This is a genomic window from Novosphingobium sp. HR1a, from assembly GCF_015594425.1.
Taxonomy (GTDB): domain Bacteria; phylum Pseudomonadota; class Alphaproteobacteria; order Sphingomonadales; family Sphingomonadaceae; genus Novosphingobium; species Novosphingobium resinovorum_A.
Map to the genome: position 1 here is coordinate 1 of NZ_JABXWS010000078.1, position 20,001 is coordinate 20,001.

General features: G+C 66.2%; 21 protein-coding genes and 1 tRNA gene. 13 read left to right on the forward strand and 9 right to left on the reverse strand.

What is annotated here, in order from left to right; genetic code table 11:
- Positions 1–300: 300 nt before the first annotated feature.
- Positions 301–1,422: an integrase arm-type DNA-binding domain-containing protein gene (locus HWN72_RS21260; protein WP_008828540.1), complete on the reverse strand. Its 1,122-nt coding sequence runs from the start codon at positions 1,420–1,422 to the stop codon at positions 301–303.
- A gap of 143 nt (positions 1,423–1,565) precedes the next feature.
- A tRNA-Ser gene (locus HWN72_RS21265) sits at positions 1,566–1,657 on the reverse strand.
- Positions 1,658–1,921: 264 nt separating this feature from the next.
- On the opposite strand from HWN72_RS21265, the gene HWN72_RS21270 reads away from it, so the two are divergent.
- The 5 genes from HWN72_RS21270 (at position 1,922) to HWN72_RS21290 (ending at position 6,078) form a co-directional block, all read left to right on the forward strand.
- The gene (locus HWN72_RS21270; RefSeq protein WP_375154537.1) at positions 1,922–2,740 is read left to right on the forward strand and encodes a DUF1134 domain-containing protein; all 819 of its coding nucleotides are present in this window, start codon (positions 1,922–1,924) and stop codon (positions 2,738–2,740) included.
- Between the two features lie 80 nt (positions 2,741–2,820).
- Positions 2,821–3,996 carry an amino acid aminotransferase gene (locus HWN72_RS21275; RefSeq protein WP_008827507.1) on the forward strand — a complete coding sequence of 392 codons (1,176 nt, stop codon included), beginning with the start codon at positions 2,821–2,823 and terminating at the stop codon, positions 3,994–3,996.
- Positions 3,997–3,998: 2 nt separating this feature from the next.
- Complete coding sequence (locus HWN72_RS21280; protein WP_008827506.1) at positions 3,999–4,541, forward strand: GNAT family N-acetyltransferase; 543 nt, start codon at positions 3,999–4,001, stop codon at positions 4,539–4,541.
- 105 nt (positions 4,542–4,646) lie between these two features.
- On the forward strand, positions 4,647–5,651 hold the full coding sequence (locus HWN72_RS21285) for a Gfo/Idh/MocA family protein (RefSeq protein WP_008827505.1): 1,005 nt from the start codon (positions 4,647–4,649) through the stop codon (positions 5,649–5,651).
- A 151-nt stretch (positions 5,652–5,802) separates the two neighbouring features.
- Positions 5,803–6,078, forward strand: coding sequence for a hypothetical protein (locus HWN72_RS21290; RefSeq protein WP_172704837.1), 276 nt, complete (start codon positions 5,803–5,805; stop codon positions 6,076–6,078).
- Between the two features lie 125 nt (positions 6,079–6,203).
- Here the strand turns inward: HWN72_RS21290 and HWN72_RS21295 are convergent, their stop codons facing one another.
- The 7 genes from HWN72_RS21295 to HWN72_RS21325 all read right to left on the reverse strand — a co-directional run bounded on the left by HWN72_RS21295 (position 6,204) and on the right by HWN72_RS21325 (position 11,651).
- Positions 6,204–7,529, reverse strand: coding sequence for an MFS transporter (locus HWN72_RS21295; protein WP_211151298.1), 1,326 nt, complete (start codon positions 7,527–7,529; stop codon positions 6,204–6,206).
- A 142-nt stretch (positions 7,530–7,671) separates the two neighbouring features.
- Entirely contained in the window at positions 7,672–8,289 is a 618-nt protein-coding gene (locus HWN72_RS21300; protein WP_211151299.1) for a riboflavin synthase, read from the reverse strand.
- A 3-nt stretch (positions 8,290–8,292) separates the two neighbouring features.
- Positions 8,293–9,282, reverse strand: coding sequence for a bifunctional diaminohydroxyphosphoribosylaminopyrimidine deaminase/5-amino-6-(5-phosphoribosylamino)uracil reductase RibD (gene ribD, locus HWN72_RS21305; protein WP_211151300.1), 990 nt, complete (start codon positions 9,280–9,282; stop codon positions 8,293–8,295).
- Complete coding sequence (locus HWN72_RS21310; RefSeq protein WP_008827501.1) at positions 9,279–9,719, reverse strand: hypothetical protein; 441 nt, start codon at positions 9,717–9,719, stop codon at positions 9,279–9,281. The genes ribD and HWN72_RS21310 overlap by 4 nt, the downstream gene beginning before the upstream one ends.
- A gap of 77 nt (positions 9,720–9,796) precedes the next feature.
- Positions 9,797–10,522 carry a M48 family metallopeptidase gene (locus HWN72_RS21315; protein WP_211151312.1) on the reverse strand — a complete coding sequence of 242 codons (726 nt, stop codon included), beginning with the start codon at positions 10,520–10,522 and terminating at the stop codon, positions 9,797–9,799.
- A 5-nt stretch (positions 10,523–10,527) separates the two neighbouring features.
- Positions 10,528–11,046, reverse strand: a complete 519-nt coding sequence (locus tag HWN72_RS21320; protein ID WP_008832897.1) for a YcgN family cysteine cluster protein — start codon at positions 11,044–11,046, stop codon at positions 10,528–10,530.
- On the reverse strand, positions 11,034–11,651 hold the full coding sequence (locus HWN72_RS21325) for an SCO family protein (RefSeq protein ID WP_008832898.1): 618 nt from the start codon (positions 11,649–11,651) through the stop codon (positions 11,034–11,036). The genes HWN72_RS21320 and HWN72_RS21325 overlap by 13 nt, the downstream gene beginning before the upstream one ends.
- A gap of 75 nt (positions 11,652–11,726) precedes the next feature.
- On the opposite strand from HWN72_RS21325, the gene HWN72_RS21330 reads away from it, so the two are divergent.
- The 8 genes from HWN72_RS21330 to HWN72_RS21365 all read left to right on the forward strand — a co-directional run bounded on the left by HWN72_RS21330 (position 11,727) and on the right by HWN72_RS21365 (position 19,973).
- Positions 11,727–12,368: an ankyrin repeat domain-containing protein gene (locus tag HWN72_RS21330; protein ID WP_008832899.1), complete on the forward strand. Its 642-nt coding sequence runs from the start codon at positions 11,727–11,729 to the stop codon at positions 12,366–12,368.
- A gap of 11 nt (positions 12,369–12,379) precedes the next feature.
- Positions 12,380–13,036 (forward strand): COQ9 family protein, encoded by a 657-nt coding sequence (locus HWN72_RS21335; RefSeq protein ID WP_211151301.1) that lies wholly within the window; start codon positions 12,380–12,382, stop codon positions 13,034–13,036.
- Positions 13,037–13,276: 240 nt separating this feature from the next.
- Positions 13,277–13,516 (forward strand): FeoA family protein, encoded by a 240-nt coding sequence (locus HWN72_RS21340; protein ID WP_008829840.1) that lies wholly within the window; start codon positions 13,277–13,279, stop codon positions 13,514–13,516.
- On the forward strand, positions 13,513–15,357 hold the full coding sequence (locus HWN72_RS21345) for a ferrous iron transporter B (protein WP_211151302.1): 1,845 nt from the start codon (positions 13,513–13,515) through the stop codon (positions 15,355–15,357). The genes HWN72_RS21340 and HWN72_RS21345 overlap by 4 nt, the downstream gene beginning before the upstream one ends.
- 180 nt (positions 15,358–15,537) lie before the next feature.
- The gene (ssb, locus tag HWN72_RS21350) at positions 15,538–16,140 is read left to right on the forward strand and encodes a single-stranded DNA-binding protein (protein ID WP_008829842.1); all 603 of its coding nucleotides are present in this window, start codon (positions 15,538–15,540) and stop codon (positions 16,138–16,140) included.
- Positions 16,141–16,349: 209 nt separating this feature from the next.
- The gene (locus HWN72_RS21355; RefSeq protein WP_008829843.1) at positions 16,350–18,341 is read left to right on the forward strand and encodes a TonB-dependent receptor plug domain-containing protein; all 1,992 of its coding nucleotides are present in this window, start codon (positions 16,350–16,352) and stop codon (positions 18,339–18,341) included.
- 16 nt (positions 18,342–18,357) lie between these two features.
- Positions 18,358–19,164, forward strand: coding sequence for a TonB family protein (locus HWN72_RS21360; protein ID WP_008829844.1), 807 nt, complete (start codon positions 18,358–18,360; stop codon positions 19,162–19,164).
- A gap of 17 nt (positions 19,165–19,181) precedes the next feature.
- On the forward strand, positions 19,182–19,973 hold the full coding sequence (locus tag HWN72_RS21365; RefSeq protein ID WP_008829845.1) for a DUF4198 domain-containing protein: 792 nt from the start codon (positions 19,182–19,184) through the stop codon (positions 19,971–19,973).
- Positions 19,974–20,001 lie beyond the last annotated feature (28 nt).

Sequence of the window (20,001 nt, forward strand, 5' to 3'; positions counted from 1 at the left end):
CGGCCCGCACCTAAGGAGCGGAAATCGGCGGCTGAATGGCCGAGAATGGTAGGCTGCCGACTCCCTGCGATTGTCAGCTATCCCCGCGAACCGGCTCCGATCCGAACAGTTGCCTATCGCCCAGTGCAGGTTATCCGGAAGAGAGGAGGCGGACGGATCGCATTGGGGAGCGTGGAATTGGCTGCTGGAGGACGGGGAAAGGTCGCTGCCGGTGAGGTCAGGCGGCTCGCTGCAAGTGACGGTTCGCTACATCGACTTCGGGGCAAGGTGCGTCAGCGCGGCTCGCAAAAGGCTGACCAGTCATTCATTCATCAGCAATCGGTGCTTTTCAAGCAAGTTTCCGCGTCGATACGCAGCTTCAGTTTTGCCCTTCACAACGTGAGCAAGTGCTGCCTCGGCCACTTCACCGGGATGCTCAGTCTCTTCGCTCACCCAATCGCGAAATGCCGACCGGAAACCATGTGCCGTGTAGGGTTCCTTCATTTCGCGCAGAAGCTTCGTCAACGTCATGTCGGACAGCGGGGTGTTCCGTTTCGCTCCAGGGAAGACGAGGGGGCAATCACCCAGTTTGAGGGCGGCTGCTCTCTCTATGATCCGAATTGCGCTCGGAGTGAGTGGAATGATATGCTCGCGGTTGGCCTTCATTCGCTCCTTCGGCACCGTCCAGAGGCAGTTCTCCAGATCAAATTCCTCCCACCGCGCCCCGCGAACCTCCCCCGATCGTGAAGCGCACAGGATTGCAAACTCGAGGGCCATCCGGCTGAATGACTCTCGTTTCCTGAGGCTGGCAACAAATGCGGGTACCTTACTATAGGGCATCGCCGCGAAATGGCCCTCATTCTTCGGCTGCTTCGGCAGACCTTTGGTCACCGCACGCATCGGTGCCTCTGATTCTCGGAAGCCGGAGGCAAAGGCCCAGTCGAGCACGGCGCCAATGCGCTGTCGGACCCGCCGTGCGGTCTCAGGCTTGGATAGCCAGATTTCGGCCAGGACATTGCGGATCATCGGGCCGGTGATCTCGGATACCTGGACATTGCCTAGTTTTGGGAAGACATAGGTCTCCAGCGTACGAAGCCACTGACCTTCATGCTTCTCATTGCGCCAGGTTTTGCGCTGGGCCGCTAGGACCTTGGCAGTGGCCTCCTTGAAGGTAGGCACGCCTTCGGCCTTACGCCGTTCGAAAACGGGGTCGAGGCCCAGCTCCACCCAGCTTCGAATCTCCCGAGCGCGCTCCCTTGCCTGGGCGAGCGACACCTTCGCCGCGCTGCCGATGCCAAAGTCGCGGCGGCTGCCGGCCTTCTGAACCCGGCACATCCAACTCTTGGTGCCGCTGGGTTGAATGATGAGAAAAAGTCCATCACCATCGCCCATGCGCCCGGGCTTGGTGGCGTTTCTCACAGCGGTCGCGGACAGCTTACCCATGCCACAAATCTTCCCACATTTTTTCCCACACGACGAATCGGTTGCAGGCGAACAGGGATGAATGCGGGTGGACGCGAATCACCCGAAAGACCTGATTTCTCAGGGTCTTATCGGATGGTTGCGAATGTGGCTGGACAAGCCGGTGGCGGAGACGCCGGGATTCGAACCCGGGGTGCCCCCTTAAGGGCACGACGGTTTAGCAAACCGCTGGTTTCAGCCACTCACCCACGTCTCCGAGTGCGGCTTGGAGCGGTGCCTATAACGGGAGCATTCGGGGGCGGCAAGGGGGCAAGCGTGCAAGAATGCAGATTTATTCAGCACTCGCTTTGGCGCATGTTTCAAGTTCCATCCGCCGCAAAACCGACTCGGGTCGTCGCCCGTTCATTGCTAGGTCATGCGCGGTGGATTCTTGTGGGATGACACCAGTTTTGACCGTGCATGGGGCGCGGGGGACGTGGAAGCGCCAGCATCGGCGTGGAGAACGCAAGGTAATCACGCCATGAAGGGTCATTCTATGCAGGATCGCACGCACACTACCCGGGGCGCGCGTCGCAGGTCGGTCATCGGGTTGGCGGCGGCGTTTATGGCGCTCGCCATGCCTGTTGCGCCGGCCTTAGCGCAAGTCACCACCATCGATCCCGACGCTGCGATCGATGGCGACCTCAACCGGGGAACGACTTATTCGCCGGTGCCGCCCGCAACCGATCCGGGTAACGGCACGCCTGTCGAAGGGCCTCCCGCCACCGACTGGAATGGCGGGCAGCCCGCCTATCCTGCTCCCACGCCCGCGCCGACCTATCCCGCCGCACCGGCCGTCGCGACGCAGGACAATGGTTCGACCTACCGCGAGGACGACCTGATCGGCGCAGCCGAAGGTGTATTCGGCAAAGGCGCCAAGGGCCTCGCGGACATCATCAAGGACCTGCTCGCCAAGCAGGGCGAGCCCAACGCATATATCATCGGGCGCGAGGCAGGCGGCGCCCTTGCCGTGGGCCTGCGCTACGGTTCGGGCACGCTCCATCACAAGGTGGAAGGCGAGCGCCCGGTCTACTGGACCGGGCCGTCGATCGGCTTCGACGCCGGCGCGAATGCCGGCAATGCTTTCGTGCTGGTCTACAACCTCTACGACAGCCAGGACCTGTTCCATCGGTTCGGCGCGGGCGAAGGCCAGGCATATCTCGTGGGCGGCTTTACCGTCAGCTACCTGCGCCGCGGAAACACCGTGCTGATTCCCGTACGCGCGGGCGCTGGGCTGCGTCTGGGGGCCAACATCGGCTACATGAAGTTCTCCGAAAAGCAGAGCTGGCTGCCTTTCTGACGCAACGATATTGCGCATCGACGCAGCCGTCCAACTAGGTGGTTGCGTCAAGCGGCGGGCGGGGTTAAGGGCCGCCCGCCATGCTCAACGATCTCAAGCAACAGCCCGCTGACGCGCTCCTTGCGCTGATCAAGCTCCACAACAACGATCCGCGTGCGGACAAGATCGACCTCGGTGTCGGCGTCTACAAGACCGCCGACGGCGACACGCCGGTCTTCGCCGCGATCAAGGCGGCCGAGCAGAAGCTGGTCGAGGAGCAGGACTCCAAGGCCTACCTCGGCCCCGAGGGCGACATGGGCTTCGTCGAGAAGCTGATGCCCTACGTGTTCGGCAAGGCCAACCCGACCATGGGCGGCCGGATCGAGGGCATGCAGACACCCGGCGGCACCGGTTCGCTGCGCCTCGCGCTTGCGATGGTGAAGCGTGCGGGCTACAAGCGCGTCATAGTCGGCAAGCCCAGCTGGCCGAACCACAATCAGATCTGCGCCGATCTCGGCCTCGAAGTCCTCGAGTTCAACCACGCGACCGGCGCCGGCGCCGACATGGACGCCCTGCGCGGCGCGATCGCCACGGCGCAGGAAGGCGATGCCATCCTGTTGCACGGCTGCTGCCACAACCCGACCGGCATCGACTACACCAATGCCGAATGGGACGAGATCGCCGGACTGCTGGCCGCTTCGACCATTCTTCCGGTACTCGACCTTGCCTACCAGGGCCTCGGCCAGGGCATGGAAGAAGATGCCTACGGCCTGCGCCGCGTTCTGGCATCGGTTCCGGAAGCACTCATTTGCTATTCGTGCGACAAGAACTTCGGTCTCTATCGTGACCGCGTCGGGGCGCTCTACGCAATGGTCGCCGATCCGGCCGATCTTGCCAAGGTCATGTCGAACGGCCACTCGCTGGCCCGTGCCAACTGGTCGCAGCCGCCAGATCACGGCGGCGCGGCGGTTCGCGTGATCCTCGAGGACGAGGCCCTGACCGCGCAGTGGCTGGCCGAGCTCGACGAGATGCGTGAACGCATGCGCGGCGTGCGCGCCAAGCTGCAGGCGGCCGGCAAGACCGGCGGCGTCGATCTGACTCCGGTGGGTTCGCAGAACGGCCTGTTCTCGATCATCCCCTTCACTCCGGAGCAGGTGCAGGCGATGCGTTCGGAATACGGCATCTACTTCGCCGCTTCGGGCCGCATCAACGTCGCGGGCCTGACCGACGGCAACATCGACCAGTTCATCGCTGCCGTCGCGGCCGTGACGGCCTGATCATGAACCGTCAGCCGGTTCTCGAAGGGGACCGGCTGACGCTCAGGCCCCTGCTCGAGGCGGATTGGGATGCGCTGTTCGCAGTCGCGTCCGATCCCGACATCTGGGCCGTGCATCCCTCGCACGATCGCTGGAAGGAGCCGGTGTTCCGCGCCTTCTTCGACGAGGCGTTGGCGGGTGGCGGCGCCCTTGCGATCCTCGATCGGGAGAACGGCGCAATCGTCGGCTCCTCCCGCTACGGAGCGCCCGAAGTCGAGCAACCCGGCGAAATCGAGATCGGCTGGACGTTCCTGGCACGCCGCTACTGGGGCGGCGGGTACAACGCCGAATTCAAGCGCATGATGCTTGCGCACGCACTCCAGCATTTCGAGCGTGTCATCTTCCAGGTGGGCGCGGACAACGTCATCTCGCGTAAGGCGATGGCGAATATCGGCGGCCGTCTGGTCGAGGGCCGTTCGCGCAGCTACGAGCGCTGCGGCATGATGGTCGAGCACGTCATCTTCGAAATCACGCGCGAGAGTTTCACGGCAGGCCCGCTGGCCTGACCGGGTATCGTCCGCCTGTCGATCAACCGCCCAGGCGGTGATGGACGGCGCGGGCAGATAGGGGCCTCGTCACGTCTTTCCTGACCGACGTTACGTGGAGCCTGCATGACAATCGATCGACCCATCGGGATCGCCCTCGTCGGCTGCGGCCGGATTGCCCCGCTGCATCTCAAGGCGATCGCCCGCAGTCCGGAGCATGCCCGACTGGTCGCCGTGGTCGATCCCGATCCCGCCCGCGCCGCCGAGTTCGCGCAAGAGTATGGCGCCGAACACGCCTGCACTTCGCTGGAAGAGGCGCTGGCGCTGGATGCTGTCGAAGCAGTGGTGCTGTGCACGCCTAACGCATTGCACGCGGATCAGGTGGAGCAGGTGCTGCGCGCCGGGCGCAACGTGCTGGTCGAGAAGCCGTTCTCCGAAACCGTCGCCGATGCCGAGCGGATCGCTGCACTGGCGGACGAAACCGGGCTGGTCCTTGCTGCCGGGCACACCTTTCGCCATGTCGAGGCGGTGCGTACGCTGCAGGACCGCCGCGCCGGGTTCGGCCGTCTGCGGGCGGTCAGCATCTCGATGTGCGTGTTCTGGGACGGCCCGCAGGCACCCTGGTGGGCGACCCGCACGCGCGAGGAAGGACTGGTCCTTACCCTGTTCGCCCCGCACGCGATCGATTTCCTGCAACTCGTCGTCGGCGAGATCGATCCGCTGCGCATCCATGTCGAGGCGGCGCGCTTCCAGCCCGACTGGGCGGCAGAGGACGAGGCGATGATCCTGCTGCGCTATCCTGACGACGTGCTCGCCTCTATCCACGTTTCGTACAACCAGAAGCGCACGATGAACCGCAAGGTCGCGCACTTCGAGAACGCCACCGTGCGCGTCGAGAACGGCGATGAACTCTGGATCGACGACGAGCCCGTCGTCATGCCCGAGCGGGCACCGGTGGATGACGATGCGCTCTTCAACGACGGGATCACGCACTATTTCGCGACGCAGGTTCGCGAGTTCGCTCTGGCGGTGAGGGGGCTGCCGAACCGCAGCGTGCTGCACCCCTCCGCCCTGCGCCAGACCCGCCTCAATCGCGCGATCGTGGCAGCGGCGCAACACGATAGCTACTGACACGCCATTCGTCATCCGCGCGAAGGCGGGGATGACGATGATACCGGTGAAGTCGATCAGGTCCTAGGCTGCGTGGACCAATTCGGACCTCCGGCAAGCGCCCCATTCCGGACATGTTGCGTTGAGGCGATCCGCATGGCACGCTTGCGTTATGACGGATATTTCGGCGACAGGCGTGTTCGTATGTCTTGCGGCTTCAACGCTGTTTGCAAGGTTCTTGCCACGTGGCTCCTTGGCACAGCGCATGGTGCCGTTGATGCTTATTGCCCCTGCCGGTTTTTTTGCTTTTCGTAGTATCGAGATGTCAATTCCGTCGTCATGGAACACGGCGGCAATGGCTCTCGCTCTTCTGACAATTGGTATCGACGGATTTCTCAAGCTCAGAGGTTCGGATCGGGGCTTCGAGCGCACTAACTCCGCTCGCTAACGCCGCAGCCAGATCGGCAGGTAACCACCCACCTCAGCCGTTCGATTTGTCCACGTGTCCTGCAGCGGTCACGGCGTTTACCGCATTCTTCCGGACCATGGAACGCCATGTGATTGCAAAATACTCTAACGCGCCAGCGCTGCGCCTCCGCGTGCGGGGACGCAGCGCCAGATGATCAGCGCGGCAATGCACATCAGCGCGGCCGGGACGATTCCGAAGGCGTAGCGGATCGCGTCGATGGCCTCGGCGCTCTGGGCGATGCCGCGCTTGGCGGCGGCTGAATCGAAGCCGCCGATCGCCAGGATCGAACTCGCGATCAGCGTGCCGCCAAGCGCGATTCCGGCCTTCTCGATGATCGACCAGATCGCGGCGAATGAGCCGGCGGTATCGCGCCCGGTCTCTTCTCTCGCCTGCGCCATGGCGTCGGTGAGGAGCGAGAGCGCGATCAAGCCCCAGCCCGAGTTGAACAGCCCGACGCAGCCCGAGCACACATAGGTCACCCAGATCGGCCCGGCGCCGGCATTGGACCAGACGATCAGCGTGATCACATGGCCGAGCGCGCCGACGAGATACGCGTTGCGCTTGCCCAGCACTTTCGCCGCCGCCACCCAGAGCGGCGAGACGGCCATGACGACGCAGCCCGCAATGGCGACGAGGATGCCGAGCTGCACCAACGCGTCGGTCCGCCCCATGTTGTAGGTGATGAAGAACGCCATCGCCGCCGAGCAGGTGCCTGCCGCCACCGTCATGGCGGCGGCGGAAAGGCACAGGACGCGGAACGGGCGGAAGGTCAGCGTGGCCAGCAGGCCGCGCAGAGACAGGTCGCGCTCGAGAGGCGTGACGACCTGCACCTTGCGCACCGCGTTCCAGGCGGTGACGAGGCTGATCGCGGTGATCCCGCCCAGCAGCGCCGCGCCGGTGACGTAGGCCCCGCGATCGGCCCCGAGTTCGTGGATCAGCCATGGCACCAGCGCCGAGCCGAGCAGCAGTCCCGCGCCGGTCCAGGCGTGCTTCCATGCCATCAGCACCGTACGCTCCTGCGGATCGCTGCTGATTTCCGAGAAATGCGCGAGGAACGGCACCGAGAAGCTGGCGAAGGTCACCATGTAGAAGCTGAAGGCGACGACGACGTAGCCGACTTGCGTGCTCATCCCGGCGTTGGGCACGAAGAACGTGGCGATCATCGCGAAGGGGGCCAGCCCCGCGCCGACCAGCAGCCAGTTTCGCCGCGCGAAGCGATGGAGGTTGCGGTCGGAAACGACGCCGACGGTGAAGTCGCTGAGCGCGCCGACTATGACCTTGGGCACGAAGATCGCCGCGCCCGCGATCGCCGGCGGAATGCCGACGATGCTGGTCAGGTAGTAAAGCAGGAGGATCATCGGCGCGTCGCGGAACAACTGGTTCCCGACGTTGCCAAAGCTGTAGAGCGCCTTGGTCCGGGTCCGAAGCAAGCCGCCTTGCGGCGCGGCTCCATGCATGCCGTAGTCTCCAAATGATGCCGTAGCCGCCAGCCTAGGGGCAGGGCGCCGGATCATCGGGAGAAACCCGCAGAGTCACCGACACGCGGTGACTCTGCCGTGCCTTTCAGGCCGATCAGCTCCGCAGCGACTGCATGCGCTGGAGATAGCGGGCCAGCACGTCGATCTCCAGATTGACGCCGTCGCCTGCGCGCATCGCGCCTATGGTGGTCACTTCCGCCGTGTGGGGGATGATGTTCAGGGCGAAGTGGCAGGTGCCGTCCGGCTCGTCGCTCACTTCGTTGACGGTGAGGGAGATGCCATCGACGGTGATCGAACCCTTGGGGGCGAGGTAAGGGGCCAGTTCCCTGGGCGCGGCGATGACGAAGCGGCGCGAATCGCCGACCGGCTCGATGCTGACCACGGTGCCGACGCCGTCGACGTGGCCGGTGACGATGTGACCGCCCAGTTCGTCACCCAGCTTCAGTGCCGGCTCGAGGTTCAGGTGGCGGCCTTCCTGCCAGCGGTCGGAGACGGTGCGGGCCACGGATTCGGCCGAAATATCCACCGCGAACCAGGCGTCGCCGGCTACGCCGCCCTTGTCCACCACGGTCAGGCATACGCCCGAGCAGGCGATCGAGGCGCCCATCGCGATGCCCGCGGGATCAAAGGGGCAGGCGATGACGGCGCGCAGGTCGCCGGTCTTGCGGGCTTCGCGGATGGTGCCGACGGCAGTGACGATTCCGGTGAACATGAGCTAGCCTTCGTGAGAATTTCGCGCGTCGTAGACTTCGAGCGTGTCGCTGCCAAGCTGTCGCCGCTCGATCATCCGCCAGCGGCCATGGGCCTGCGCCAGCGAGGCCAGGCCGAAGTCGGCGAGGCCCGGCCTACCGCCGAGCAGCACAGGGGCGCGGTAGATCAGCAGCCTGTCGACCAGCCCCGCCGCGAGGAAAGCCGTCGCGGTATGAGCGCCGCCCTCGACGAAGAGGTGCAGGACGCCCTCCATCCCGGCGATGGCCTCGGGTGAGGGCAGCGTATGCCAGCCTTCGGGCGCAGTCCCGCGTGTCAGCACCCAGCGTTGCGGGCTGCGGTCCTCCAATCCCGGCAGGCGCACGTCGAGGCGGGGGGTGTCGGCCCGCAATGTGCCGCCGCCGACGAGAATCGCATCGGCGCGGGCGCGCATGGCGTGGGTGTGGGCGCGGGCTTCGGCGCCGGTGATCCACTGGCTTTCGCCGCTCGCCAGCGCGATGCAGCCGTCGAGCGACAGGGCGAGCTTGAGCGTTACTTCGGGGCGACCGAGGCGCTTGGTGGTGAGATAGCCGGAAAGGCTCTGCTCGCAGGCCGTCGAAGGCAGGTATTCGGCCGCGATTCCGGCGGCGCGGATGCGGGCGATCCCGGCGCCTGAGGTGCGCGGGTCGGGGTCCATGCAGCCGATCACCACGCGGGCGAGGCCGGACTGCGAGACGAGGTCGGCGCAAGCCGGGCCGCGCTCCGACTTGTGGGCGCAGGGTTCGAGGGTGACGTAGATGGTGCCCCCGTGCGCGGCCTCTCCGGCGACGGCGAGCGCCATCGCTTCGGCATGAGGGCGGCCGCCGGCTTGCGTCCAGCCGCGCGCAATCACGCGGCCGGCCTTCACGATGATCGCGCCGACGCCCGGATTCGGCCTGCTGAGCGGACGGGCGCGCGCGGCGAGGGCCGCGGCGGCGGCGAGCCAGCGCGCGTCTTCGCTCCCCCCCCTGTCGTTCACTGCTGGGCGGCGTCCGGTGCTAGCTTGGGGTTGGCGATGCCGCCTGCCTTCAGATTCTGTTCGACGCGTTCGCGATCGGCCTTTGCCTTGGCGGCTTCCTCGGCCTCGGCTTCGCGGGCGATCTTGTCGACGTCCATGCCGGAATAGCGGCCGATCGCCTTGTAGAGATCGCGTACGTCCTTGTCGCGGCGCGCTATTTCGCGGGCGTAGGCTTCCTTGGCCTTCTGGTTGGCGAGGTTCTCCGCCTCGATCTCGGCGTCGGTGCGGTGTTCCTTGAGGACGGAGATCCAGGTCACCTTCGGCGGCGGGTGCGGGGCGCTGCCTTCCTGCGTAAACATCAGATAAAACACGCCAAAAGTGCAGGCGGCCGACACCGCCGCGATGCGCCAGCGGTTGTGTCCGGCCTGCTTCCAGACCAGCTTGAAATCCGCGACCATCCCGGTCGGGTTTGCGTCTTTCCAGATTCCACTGCGCTTCAACATGGCACCCATGTAGGCCCTAACGGCACCCAACGCTACCCAAACGGCACATAGAGCGACCGGCCATGCGCCTTCAGCCATCGATTGGCCTCATGAATCGACCCCTCGAAGATCGTCTTGAGGACATGATGGAACGCGGGCGAGTGATCGAAGTGGACGAGGTGGGCAACCTCGTGTGCGACCACCGAGCGGCGCACCGGATCGGGCGCCATGATCAGCCGCCAGTTGATCCGGATCGTCCCGTCATGCGCGCAGGAACCCCAGCGCCGCTGCGCGCTCGACAGGCCGAGGGCGGGGCAGGGCTGGGCGGCGCGCTCGCAATATTCGGCGAGGTCGGCGGCGAGGAGGTCCTTCGCCTCCGTCTGCAGCCAGCGCAGGACGCGCGGAGCAAGCGAATCGGCAGGGCCGCCGAGGCGCAGTTCGCCGTCGTCGACGACCGGGCGTCGCGGCGCGGTGATGTCGTGGACCACGGCGAGGGCGTCGCCCCGGAAGGTGATCGTTGTTCCGTCCGCCATCGGCGCGGCGGCGGGGAGGGCGGCGAGCTGCTTCGCCAGCCAGTCGCGGCGGCTTTGGGCGAAAGCGACCGCCTCGGCCGTGCGGGTCCAGCGGGGGACGGAGATGCGCACCTCGCTGCCGTCGGGCGCAAGGCGCATGGTCATCCGGCGGGCGCGGTCGAGGTGGCGGACCACCACGGGAAGGGCGCGGTCGCCGACCTCGACGACCAGCTCTTCGCGCGGATCGCGCCTCAGCCAGTCGAGCATCGCGTTCAGCGCTTGGGCTCCGGCAGGACGTCCCACGGCGCACTGCCGTCCTCGGCCTCCCACTCCTCCTCGTCCTCGTCGCCGTAGGGCCAGACGATGTGCTGTTCGAGCGGCCCGGCCACCGTCTCCGAGATCACCTTGCCCGCGACCGAGATGCCCGCCTCGTGCACCGTGTCGCGGCTGCCGCTGACGAGGTAGTGCCATTCGGGCAGCGGGTCGCCGTCGGCACGCAGGCGGTAGGCGCAGCTCGGCGGAAGCCATGCGTAGCGACCCGCGCTCTCGGGCGTCAGCTTCAGGCAGTCGGGCACGAAGCTGCGGCGGTTGGCATAGTCGCTGCACTGCGCGGTCTTGAGGTTGAGCAGCTTGCAGGCGACGTTGGTGTGGTAGATCTCGCCGGTGTCCTCATCCTCGACCTTGTGCAGGCAGCATTGGCCGCAGCCGTCGCACAGGGCCTCCCACTCATCGCGGGTCAGGCGGTCGAGGGGCAGTTCCCAGAAGGGCTTTTGGCCGCTCACTTCACCCACTTTTCAAGCTCGGCCTCGACCGCCTTGCGGCCCTGGTCGGAGGGCAGCATTGCAATGGGCTTGCCGTCGGGGTCGAACAGGTAGGTGATGCGAACGTGATCCATCAGGTAGCCGCCGGGGGTGTCGGAGCCCTTCTTGTAGTAGATCGCGAAGGCCTTGGCAGCACTTTCGATCTGCTGCGGCGTGCCGGTGAGGCCGAGCAGCTTCGGGCCGAACGCCGAGGTCCACTGGCCGACGATCTCGGGCGTGTCGCGCTGCGGATCGACGGTGATGAAGATCGGCTGCACTTTCGCGGCCTTGGCCGGTTCGCGCTTCGCAAATTCGGCGAAGCCGCGCATCGTTTCCTGCATGTCGAGCGGGCAGACGTCGGGGCAGAAGGTGTAGCCGAAGTAGACGATTCGCCAGCGGCCCTTGAAGCTGTCCCAGGTGACCGGCTTGTTGTCCTTGTCCACCAGCGTGAACGGCCCGCCGATGGCCGCGCCTTCGAGCGGCGGACGCTCGACCGCAGGCTGCTTTGAGCAGGCGGAAAGCGGCAGCCCCGCCAGCAATACGAGTGCAAGGGGAGCGAGACGACGTGCAAGGTATGTCATGGCGCCCACGCTCATGACCTGCTAGACGCCTCCATGCAAGGCGCGGATGGCGGGGCGCGCGTAAAGACCTGTGGTGGAAGGACGTTAGAAGTGCTGAAGATGACGATACGCCGCGTTGTGGGCCTTTCTCGCATGGTCCTCAAGGTGGCTGTTCCCGTGTTCGCGATGAGCCTGCTGATGACCTCGCCCGCCCGCGCCGACTTCTCGGAAGGGTACAAGTTCCTCGAAGCGGTGAAGAAGAAGGAAGGCGACAAGGTCGAGGAGGCGATCATGAAGTCCTCCCAGATCATCAACGCCAAGGACGTCACCACCGGCGAGGGCGCGCTGCACATCGTCACCGCGCGCCGCGACCTGACCTGGCTCAGCTACCTCATCGCCAAGGGCGCCAACGTCAATGCCACCGACGATCGCGGGCGCAGCGCACTGGAACTGGCGGTGAACCTCGGCTGGCGCGAGGGCGCGCAGCTTTTGCTCGATCAGAAGGCCAGCCCCGACACCTCGAACGACGCGGGCGAGACACCGCTGATCTTCGCCGTCCACCGCAAGGACCTGCAACTGACCAAGGCGCTGCTCGAAGCGGGCGCCAATCCCGACCGCTCTGACAATTCGGGCCGCAGCGCGCGGGACTATGCCAAGATCGAAGGCGGCAGCGGGCAGCTGATGTCGGTCATCGAGACTTATGGCAAGAAGGGCGCGAAGACCGCCAAGCCGGTCTACGGCCCGACCTTCTGAGGACGTTGGAAATGACGCAAGAAGCCGTCTCGCTCGACGAACTGCGCCTGCAACTGGCTCCGCTGGTGGCCGATGCCGCCGTGTTCGACGGCTGGACTGCCGATGCGGTCGCTTCGGCCGCGGTTTCGGCGGGTGTCGATCCGGCGCTGGCGGCCTATGCCTTCCGCGACGGGGCGATGGCGATGATCTCCGCGTGGATCGGGCATGTCGATGCGACGATGACGGCCTCGGTCGGAGGGGGCGCGTTGTCGAACCTTTCGATCCGCGAGCGTATCCGCCGCCTCGTCTGGGCGCGGCTGGAGGCCGTGGCGGGGCGCGAGGAAGCGCTACTGCGGGCGCTGACGATCATGGCGATGCCGCAGAACATCGCCGCTTCGACGCGGCTGGGCTGGCGCAGCGCCGATTCCATGTGGCGGCTCGCGGGCGATACCGCGACCGACTACAACCATTACACCAAGCGCGCGATCCTGGGCGGCATCTATGCGGCCACGCTCCATGCCTTCGCGCGTGACACCAGCGAGGACAAGGCCGAGACGCGCGCCTTCCTCGACCGCCGCATCGCCGGGATCATGCGCTTCGAGAAGGCCAAGTCGCAGCTGCTGCGCAAGCCCGACGAGCGGTTCAGCATGACCCGCCTGCTCGGCCGGATGCGCTACCCGGCGCGCTGACCTTTGCATCCTCCCTGTCGCGCAGCGATGGGGAGGGGGACCGCCCGCGCAGCGGGTGGTGGAGGGGTAGGGCAACACAAAGCCCCCTCCGTCACCGACTTCGTCGGCGCCACCTCCCCATCGCTGCGCGACAGGGAGGATTTTGCAGGTATCGTTTCAAATCCTTTCCCCTGCGAAAACCCTTGGTTCCGCTATTGCGATCCGGTTGCAATTAAGGGTGTTATCTGGCACCGCGCCACCATGACTCTCGATATGCTTCCTATCGGCCGGTCCGCGCGCATCGTCGCCGTGCACTGGCCCGCGCTCGTCCAGGAAGAGGCGCGGCGGCTCCGTGCCCTGGGCTTGGAGGAGGGCGCCAGGATTGCGGTGTCGCATCGCGGCATCCTGGGCGGGCGCGACCCCATCGCCATTACCGTGGGCCGCATGACCGTGGCCGTGCGCCGCGCCCATGCCGCCGCGATGGAGGTCGAGGAACTGTGAGCCGTCAACGCAAGGTCGCGCTCGTCGGCAACCCCAATGCGGGCAAGAGCGCGCTATTCAATGCGCTGACCGGCGCGCGCCAGAAGATCGCCAATTATCCCGGCGTTACCGTGGAACGAAAGTCGGGCCGCTTCGTCCTGCCGACCGGCGAGCCGGTGGAGATGACCGACCTTCCCGGCGCCTACGGCCTCGACCCGACCAGCCCGGACGAGGAAGTGACCGCCAAGGTCATCGCTGGCATGTTCCCCGGCGAGGCCGCGCCCGACGTGCTGGTGGTGGTGCTCGACGCATCGAACCTCGAGCAGCACCTCGTCTTCGCGCAGGAACTGCTGGCGCTGGGCAAGCCCACCGTCGTCGCGCTCAACATGGTCGATCTGGCGGAGCGTGACGGCCTCGTCCTCGACGCCGCCGTGCTAGCCGAAGAACTGGGCGTCCCCGTCATCCCGACCGTCGCCGTCCGCCGCCGCGGCCTTGCCGAACTGGGCGAGGCGATCGCGAACGCGGGCGAGCGGCATCCGGGTCCGGGTCTGACCGCCCTCGGACAGACCGAACGCCGCGTCGCCGCGCATGCCATGGCGGATGCGGCGATCCTCTCGGAATCCAAGCGCCACCGTCTTCACGCCAAGCTGGACCAGCTGCTGCTGAACCCGTGGGTCGGGCCGGTGATCCTACTGGCAATCCTTTTCGTGGTGTTCCAGGCGGTGTTCGCCTGGGCGACTCCGTTCGCCGATGCGCTGGATGCGGGCGTCAGTGCGCTGCGCGACGGCGTCAAGGCCGCGCTTCCGCCAAGCCTGCTGCGCGACCTGCTGACGGACGGCGTGATCGCGGGCGTCGGCTCGGTGATCGTGTTCCTGCCGCAGATCGTCATCCTCTTCGCCTTCATCCTCGCCATGGAGGCATCGGGCTACATGGCCCGCGCCGCGTTCCTGATGGACCGCATGATGGCAAGCGTGGGCCTGTCCGGTCGCAGCTTCATCCCGCTGCTCTCCAGCTTCGCCTGCGCCATTCCGGGCATCATGGCGACGCGCTCGATCACCGACCCCAAGGACCGGCTGACGACGATCCTGATCGCGCCGCTGATGACCTGCTCGGCGCGCCTGCCGGTCTATGCGGTGATCATCGCCGCGTTTATCCCGCATACCAGCGTGTGGGGCGGGATCGGCCTGCAGGGGCTGGTGCTGTTCACGCTCTATGTCGTGGGCGTGGTCGGGGCCATGGCGGTGGCGCTGGCGCTGCGCAGCTCGATGACCAAGGGCGCCGCTTCGGGCTTCATCATGGAGCTGCCCAAGTACCAGATGCCGCGCCTCAAGGACATGGCGATCGGGCTGTGGCAGCGCGCATGGATATTCCTGCGCCGCGCGGGCACGATCATCTTCATGGTCACGGTCGTGCTGTGGGTCATGCTCAACTTCCCGAAGGCCGGTCCGGGCGAGAGCCAGGTCGACGCCTCGATCGCGGGCAAGGTGGCGAACGGCCTCGCCTTCGTGGTCGAGCCGATCGGTTTCAACCGCGACATGGCGCTGGCGCTGATCCCGGCGATGGCCGCGCGCGAGGTGGCGGTGTCCTCGCTGGCGACGACCTACGCGGTCGATGCGGGCGACAACGAGGACGAGCAGGCGCTCGAACTCGGCGACCAGCTCAAGCGGCGCTGGACCCTGCCGATGGCGCTGGCGTTCCTGGCATGGTTCGTGTTCGCGCCGCAGTGCATGTCGACGATTGCGGTGACCCGGCGCGAGACCAACGGCTGGAAGTGGCCGACGTTCATGCTCGCCTACCTGTTCGGCCTCGCCTACATCGCGGCGGGCGCGACGTACTGGGTCGCGGTGGCGGCGGGGTTGTAGCGCGCTTTCACTTCGTCATTGCGAGCGAAGCAATCCAGGGCAGCCTTACACCGCCCTGGATTGCTTCGCTTCGCTCGCAATGACGGTTACAATTGTAGAAAAGGCGGCCTGCCGGACTCGCATCCGTGCCCCGGCTTGGGCTAACCCATCCGCCAGATTTCGAAGGAAAGCGATTCCCGCATGGCAGGCAGCGTCAACAAGGTCATCATCGTCGGCAACCTGGGGGCCGACCCCGAGGTCAAGTCGTTCCAGAACGGCGGCCGCATCGCCAATCTGCGCATCGCGACCTCCGAAAGCTGGAAGGACCGCGCCACCGGCGAGCGCAAGGAGCGTACCGAATGGCACTCGGTCGTGCTCCAGTCCGACGGCCTCGTCGGCGTCGCCGAGCGGTTCCTGCGCAAGGGCTCGAAGGTCTACATCGAAGGCCAGCTGCGCACCCGCAAGTGGCAGGACCAGAACGGCAATGACCGCTACACCACCGAAGTCTCGGTCGGCGGCGTCGGCGGCGTGCTGACCATGCTCGACGGTGCGCCGGGCGGCGGCAGCGGTGGTCAGCGCAGCGGCGGTGGCGGCTGGAGCGAGGGTGGTTCCTCGGGCGGCGGCTTCGGCGGCGGCCAGCGCTCGGGCGGAGCATCGCGCGGCGGTGACGAATGGGGCGGCGGTTCCTCCGGTGGTTCTTCGGGCGGCAGCGAATGGGGCCGCACTGGCGGTTCCTCGGGCGGCTCGTCCGGCGGTTCCGGCGGCGGCTTCGGCGACGACCTCGACGACGATATCCCGTTCTGACCATCTCTCGCCGCACATCGGCGAGAAGTTGGCAGTTGTTACGAACCGCCCCGGAAGCATGCCGCTTCCGGGGCGGTTTCGTCATGTCATTCGCGATCTTTCGAGGTCCGCCGGACGAAATTCGAAAAAAGTCCTTTACGTAACAGTCAAGCTGCGCAATTGCCCCTTCGCTAATGCATACGATTCGCATTAGCGAAGGGGAAACAATTATGCTTCGTAGTTTTGCCGCCCGCGCGCTTGGCGGGGTGTCCGCCATTGCCTTCTTCGTCGCCGCTCCGGCCCATGCGCAGGACGCTGCCGCCACCGACAAGAACACGCAGGCCGGTGAATTCCTCGGCACCATCGACATCGGCGAGAGCACCCGCGCCATCCAGACCGACACCGCGACGCCGATCACCGTGATCGACCGCAAGGAGATCGAGGACCGACAGGCCTCCACCATCGCCGAACTGCTGGACTCCGTGCCGGGCGTCACGCTCATCAACGGATCGACCCCGATCGGCTCGGGCATCAACATCCGCGGCTTCGGCGCCAACGGCACCTATGGCACCGACCAGAAGGTCGCTTTCGTCGTCGACGGCGCCACCACGGGCTCAGAAGAAATCTATCGCGTCGGCACGCAGCTGTTCACCGACCCGCTGCTCTACAAGCGCGCGCAGGTGATCCGCGGCACCGTGGGCAGCTTCGAGTGGGGCTCGGGGATCATCGGCGGTGTCGTCCTGCTGGAAACCAACGATGCGGCCACCGTCCTCCACGGCAAGACCGGCATCACCGCCAGTCAGACCGTCTCGGGCCAGACCAACGGCAACGGCTTCGCGACCTCCACCACCGTTGCGGCAATGCCGACCGAGCAGTTCGAGTTCCTCGCGAACTACACCTGGCGCACCCAGAGCACGCAGCAGGACGGCCACGGCGACGACATCGGCAACAGCAGCTTCAAGCTGCCCAGCTTCCTGGTGAAAGGCGCATTCCACTTCGGCGCCGACAACGCCCATACCATCGCCGCCAGCTTCAACCAGACCACCACCAGCGACCGGGACGTCCCCTACGACAGCTTCGGCACTACGGCGGGCGTGTTCGGCAACGTCGACCGCGACACCAAGAGCCAGGTGCTGACGGTGTCCTACGCCTACAAGCCGGTCGACAACGACGCGGTCAATCTCCAGCTGCTGTACACGTACGCCAATCAGGAGATCGACCAGAGCGCCGTGGGCGTCGCGATCTCGCCGGTGCTCAATGCCGACCACCGCTACGAGACCTCGAAGATCACGCTCAAGAACGCTGCGCTGTTCTCGACCGGGCCGATCCATCACAACCTGCACTTCGGCGTCGAGTACATCCACAAGAAGCGCGCCGACGCCAGCAGCGCGCCGGGCGGCACCGACAACCGCATGGCCGCCTTCGCGGTGGACGAGATCGGCCTGTTCAAGGGCTTCACGCTGAGCCCGGCGATCCGCTGGGAGACCTCGAACGTCAAATCCAACCGCACCGGCACGCCCGTATCCTACAACAATACGGCGTGGATGGGCGGCGTCTCCGCCCGCTACGAGCTGCCGTTCGGTCTGGCTGCGTTCGGCAGCTGGGCGCGCACGCGCAACCTGCCGATCATCGACGACCTCGACAACGCCACGTACATGAACCAGCCGGAAAAGAGCCGCACCTGGGAAGCGGGCGGCTCGTTCGATCGCACCGATCTGCTCGGCAAGGGCGATCACCTTGCGATCAAGGTCAACTACTACGACACCGAGCTGACTGACAACACCGCCTACTCGGGCGTGCGCGAGGTCTATCTCGACGGCTTCGAGATCGAGGCGTCCTACGCCACCGCCAGCGGAATCTACTTTGACTTCAACGCCACCATCCCGGACGGCCAGCGTTTGCGCACCACCGGCGTGATCGACGACTGGACCAACCTGCCGCAGAAGACCTACATGCTCTCGGCGGGCAAGCGCTTTGGAAAGCTGCTGGACGTGCGCTGGGAGACGACCCTCGCCGAAGATCTCGATATCAACGGCACCGAGCACAAGGGCTTCGATGTCCACAATCTGCGCGCCACGATCACGCCGAGCGGCGGTATCTTCGAGAACGTCGCGCTGCGCCTGAGCGTCGAGAACATCTTCGACACTTATTACCAGTCGGCGCTGTCCACGCGCCCGGCGGTGGGGCGCAACTTCAAGGCCGCCCTCTCGAAAATGTTCTAAGGGGGGCGAGGCGGACATGGCTTCCTGGATGGGCAGATCCGAGTTCGGGACAGGTCCGTTTGCGCGGATCGACCTGAACGCCATGGCCGCCTCGGTCACCGCGCATGCCCTGGTGGCGGCGCTGCTGGTCTTCACCTGGGGTGAGGCGGTGCGGGTGGAAGGGGGCACCCGCTCCCGCCTTGTCAGCATCGACCTGTCCATGCGCGAGGGCGGACCAGGCCCGAAGATGCAGCCGCGGGCCGAGGCACAACAGCCTTTGGAACGCGCGGTGACGCCGCCTGCCGAAGTTCCTTCGCAGGCGGTAGTCGCAGAGGCTCGGCCCGCTGCGCAGCCCCTGCCGCAACCGGCGGCGCAGGCAGGCGGCGGCGGGCAGGGGCGCATGGGTGAAGGTACGGCCGCGACGACGACGCGGCAGTTGCCTGTGGCCAAGCTGATCCCCGCAGCCGCGTTCGTCACTCCGGCCGCCACTGCACCCGGTCCGCAGGCGCGGGCGGCGGAAAGCGCGGCGGAGGCTCAGGGGAAGGGCGGCAGCGGCGGAGGCAATACCGACCAAGCGGGCAACTCCGCCGTCAGCAATTTCAGCGGCCGCGTCTACCAGCATCTGAAACGCTACCAGCGCGGCAACACCATCGGCGCGGGTGAGGCACTGATCGCCTTCACCGTCGAGCCCGGCGGCGCCGCGCGCGCGATCCGCGTGGCGCGCACATCAGGCTCCTCGCGCTTCGATCACGAGGCGATGGCTTTGGTCCGCCGGGCATCGCCTTTCCCGCGCCCGCCGGACGGCGAGGCGCACAGCTTCACTTTCGAGATCACCGGACAATGATGAGGACTGCTTCGACCATGACCAGACTTGCCCCAGGCATCGCCGCGCTGTTGTGCGCCGTCAGCATCGCTCCCGGCGCCGCGCTCGCCCACACCTCCTACCTCCTGCCCAAGTTCTTCGCGGGCAACACCGAGAAAATGGTGACGGTGGAATCGGCTTTCGGCGAGAAGTTCTTCCGTCCCGAAGTGCCGGTCGATGCCAGCGACTATCACGTCATCCTGCCGGACGGATCGCGCGGCAGCTTCCAGTCGATCACCTCGCTCAAGCAGATGGTGGTGCTGGAAAGCGCGCTCGATGCCGAGGGGACTTATCGCTTCACCACGGGCGTGCGCCTTGGCCGGGTGGGCAAGAGCGCGCTGGTCGGCGGCAAGTGGCAGCCGGTCCATGGCGAAGTGCCCAAGGAAGCCACGCAAGTCCGCACCAGCCAGACCGAGACCGTCGCCGACGCCTATGTCTCCAAGAAGCAGCCGACCCGCGCCCCCGTCGACGTCGCGATCGGGCGCCTGCGCATCCAGCCGGTGACGCATCCCAGCGAACTCTATCTCGACACCCCGTTCACGCTCAATGTACTGTTCGACGGCAAGCCGATGGCCGCGCAGGAACTGGAGCTGGACCGGGGCGGCGCGGACTATGAGGAGGCGGTCAGCCACCGTCAGGTCAGGACCGACGCGCAGGGCAAGGCCGTCATCAAGTTCGACCGCCCCGGCACGTACGTCCTGATGACCCGCCACCGCGCCGAGGCGCCCGCCGGCTCCGGCACCGACGAGCGCAGCTACACGACCTCGCTTACGTTTCAGGTCGAAGAGTGATCCCGATTTCCAGTTCAACGGAGAAGAC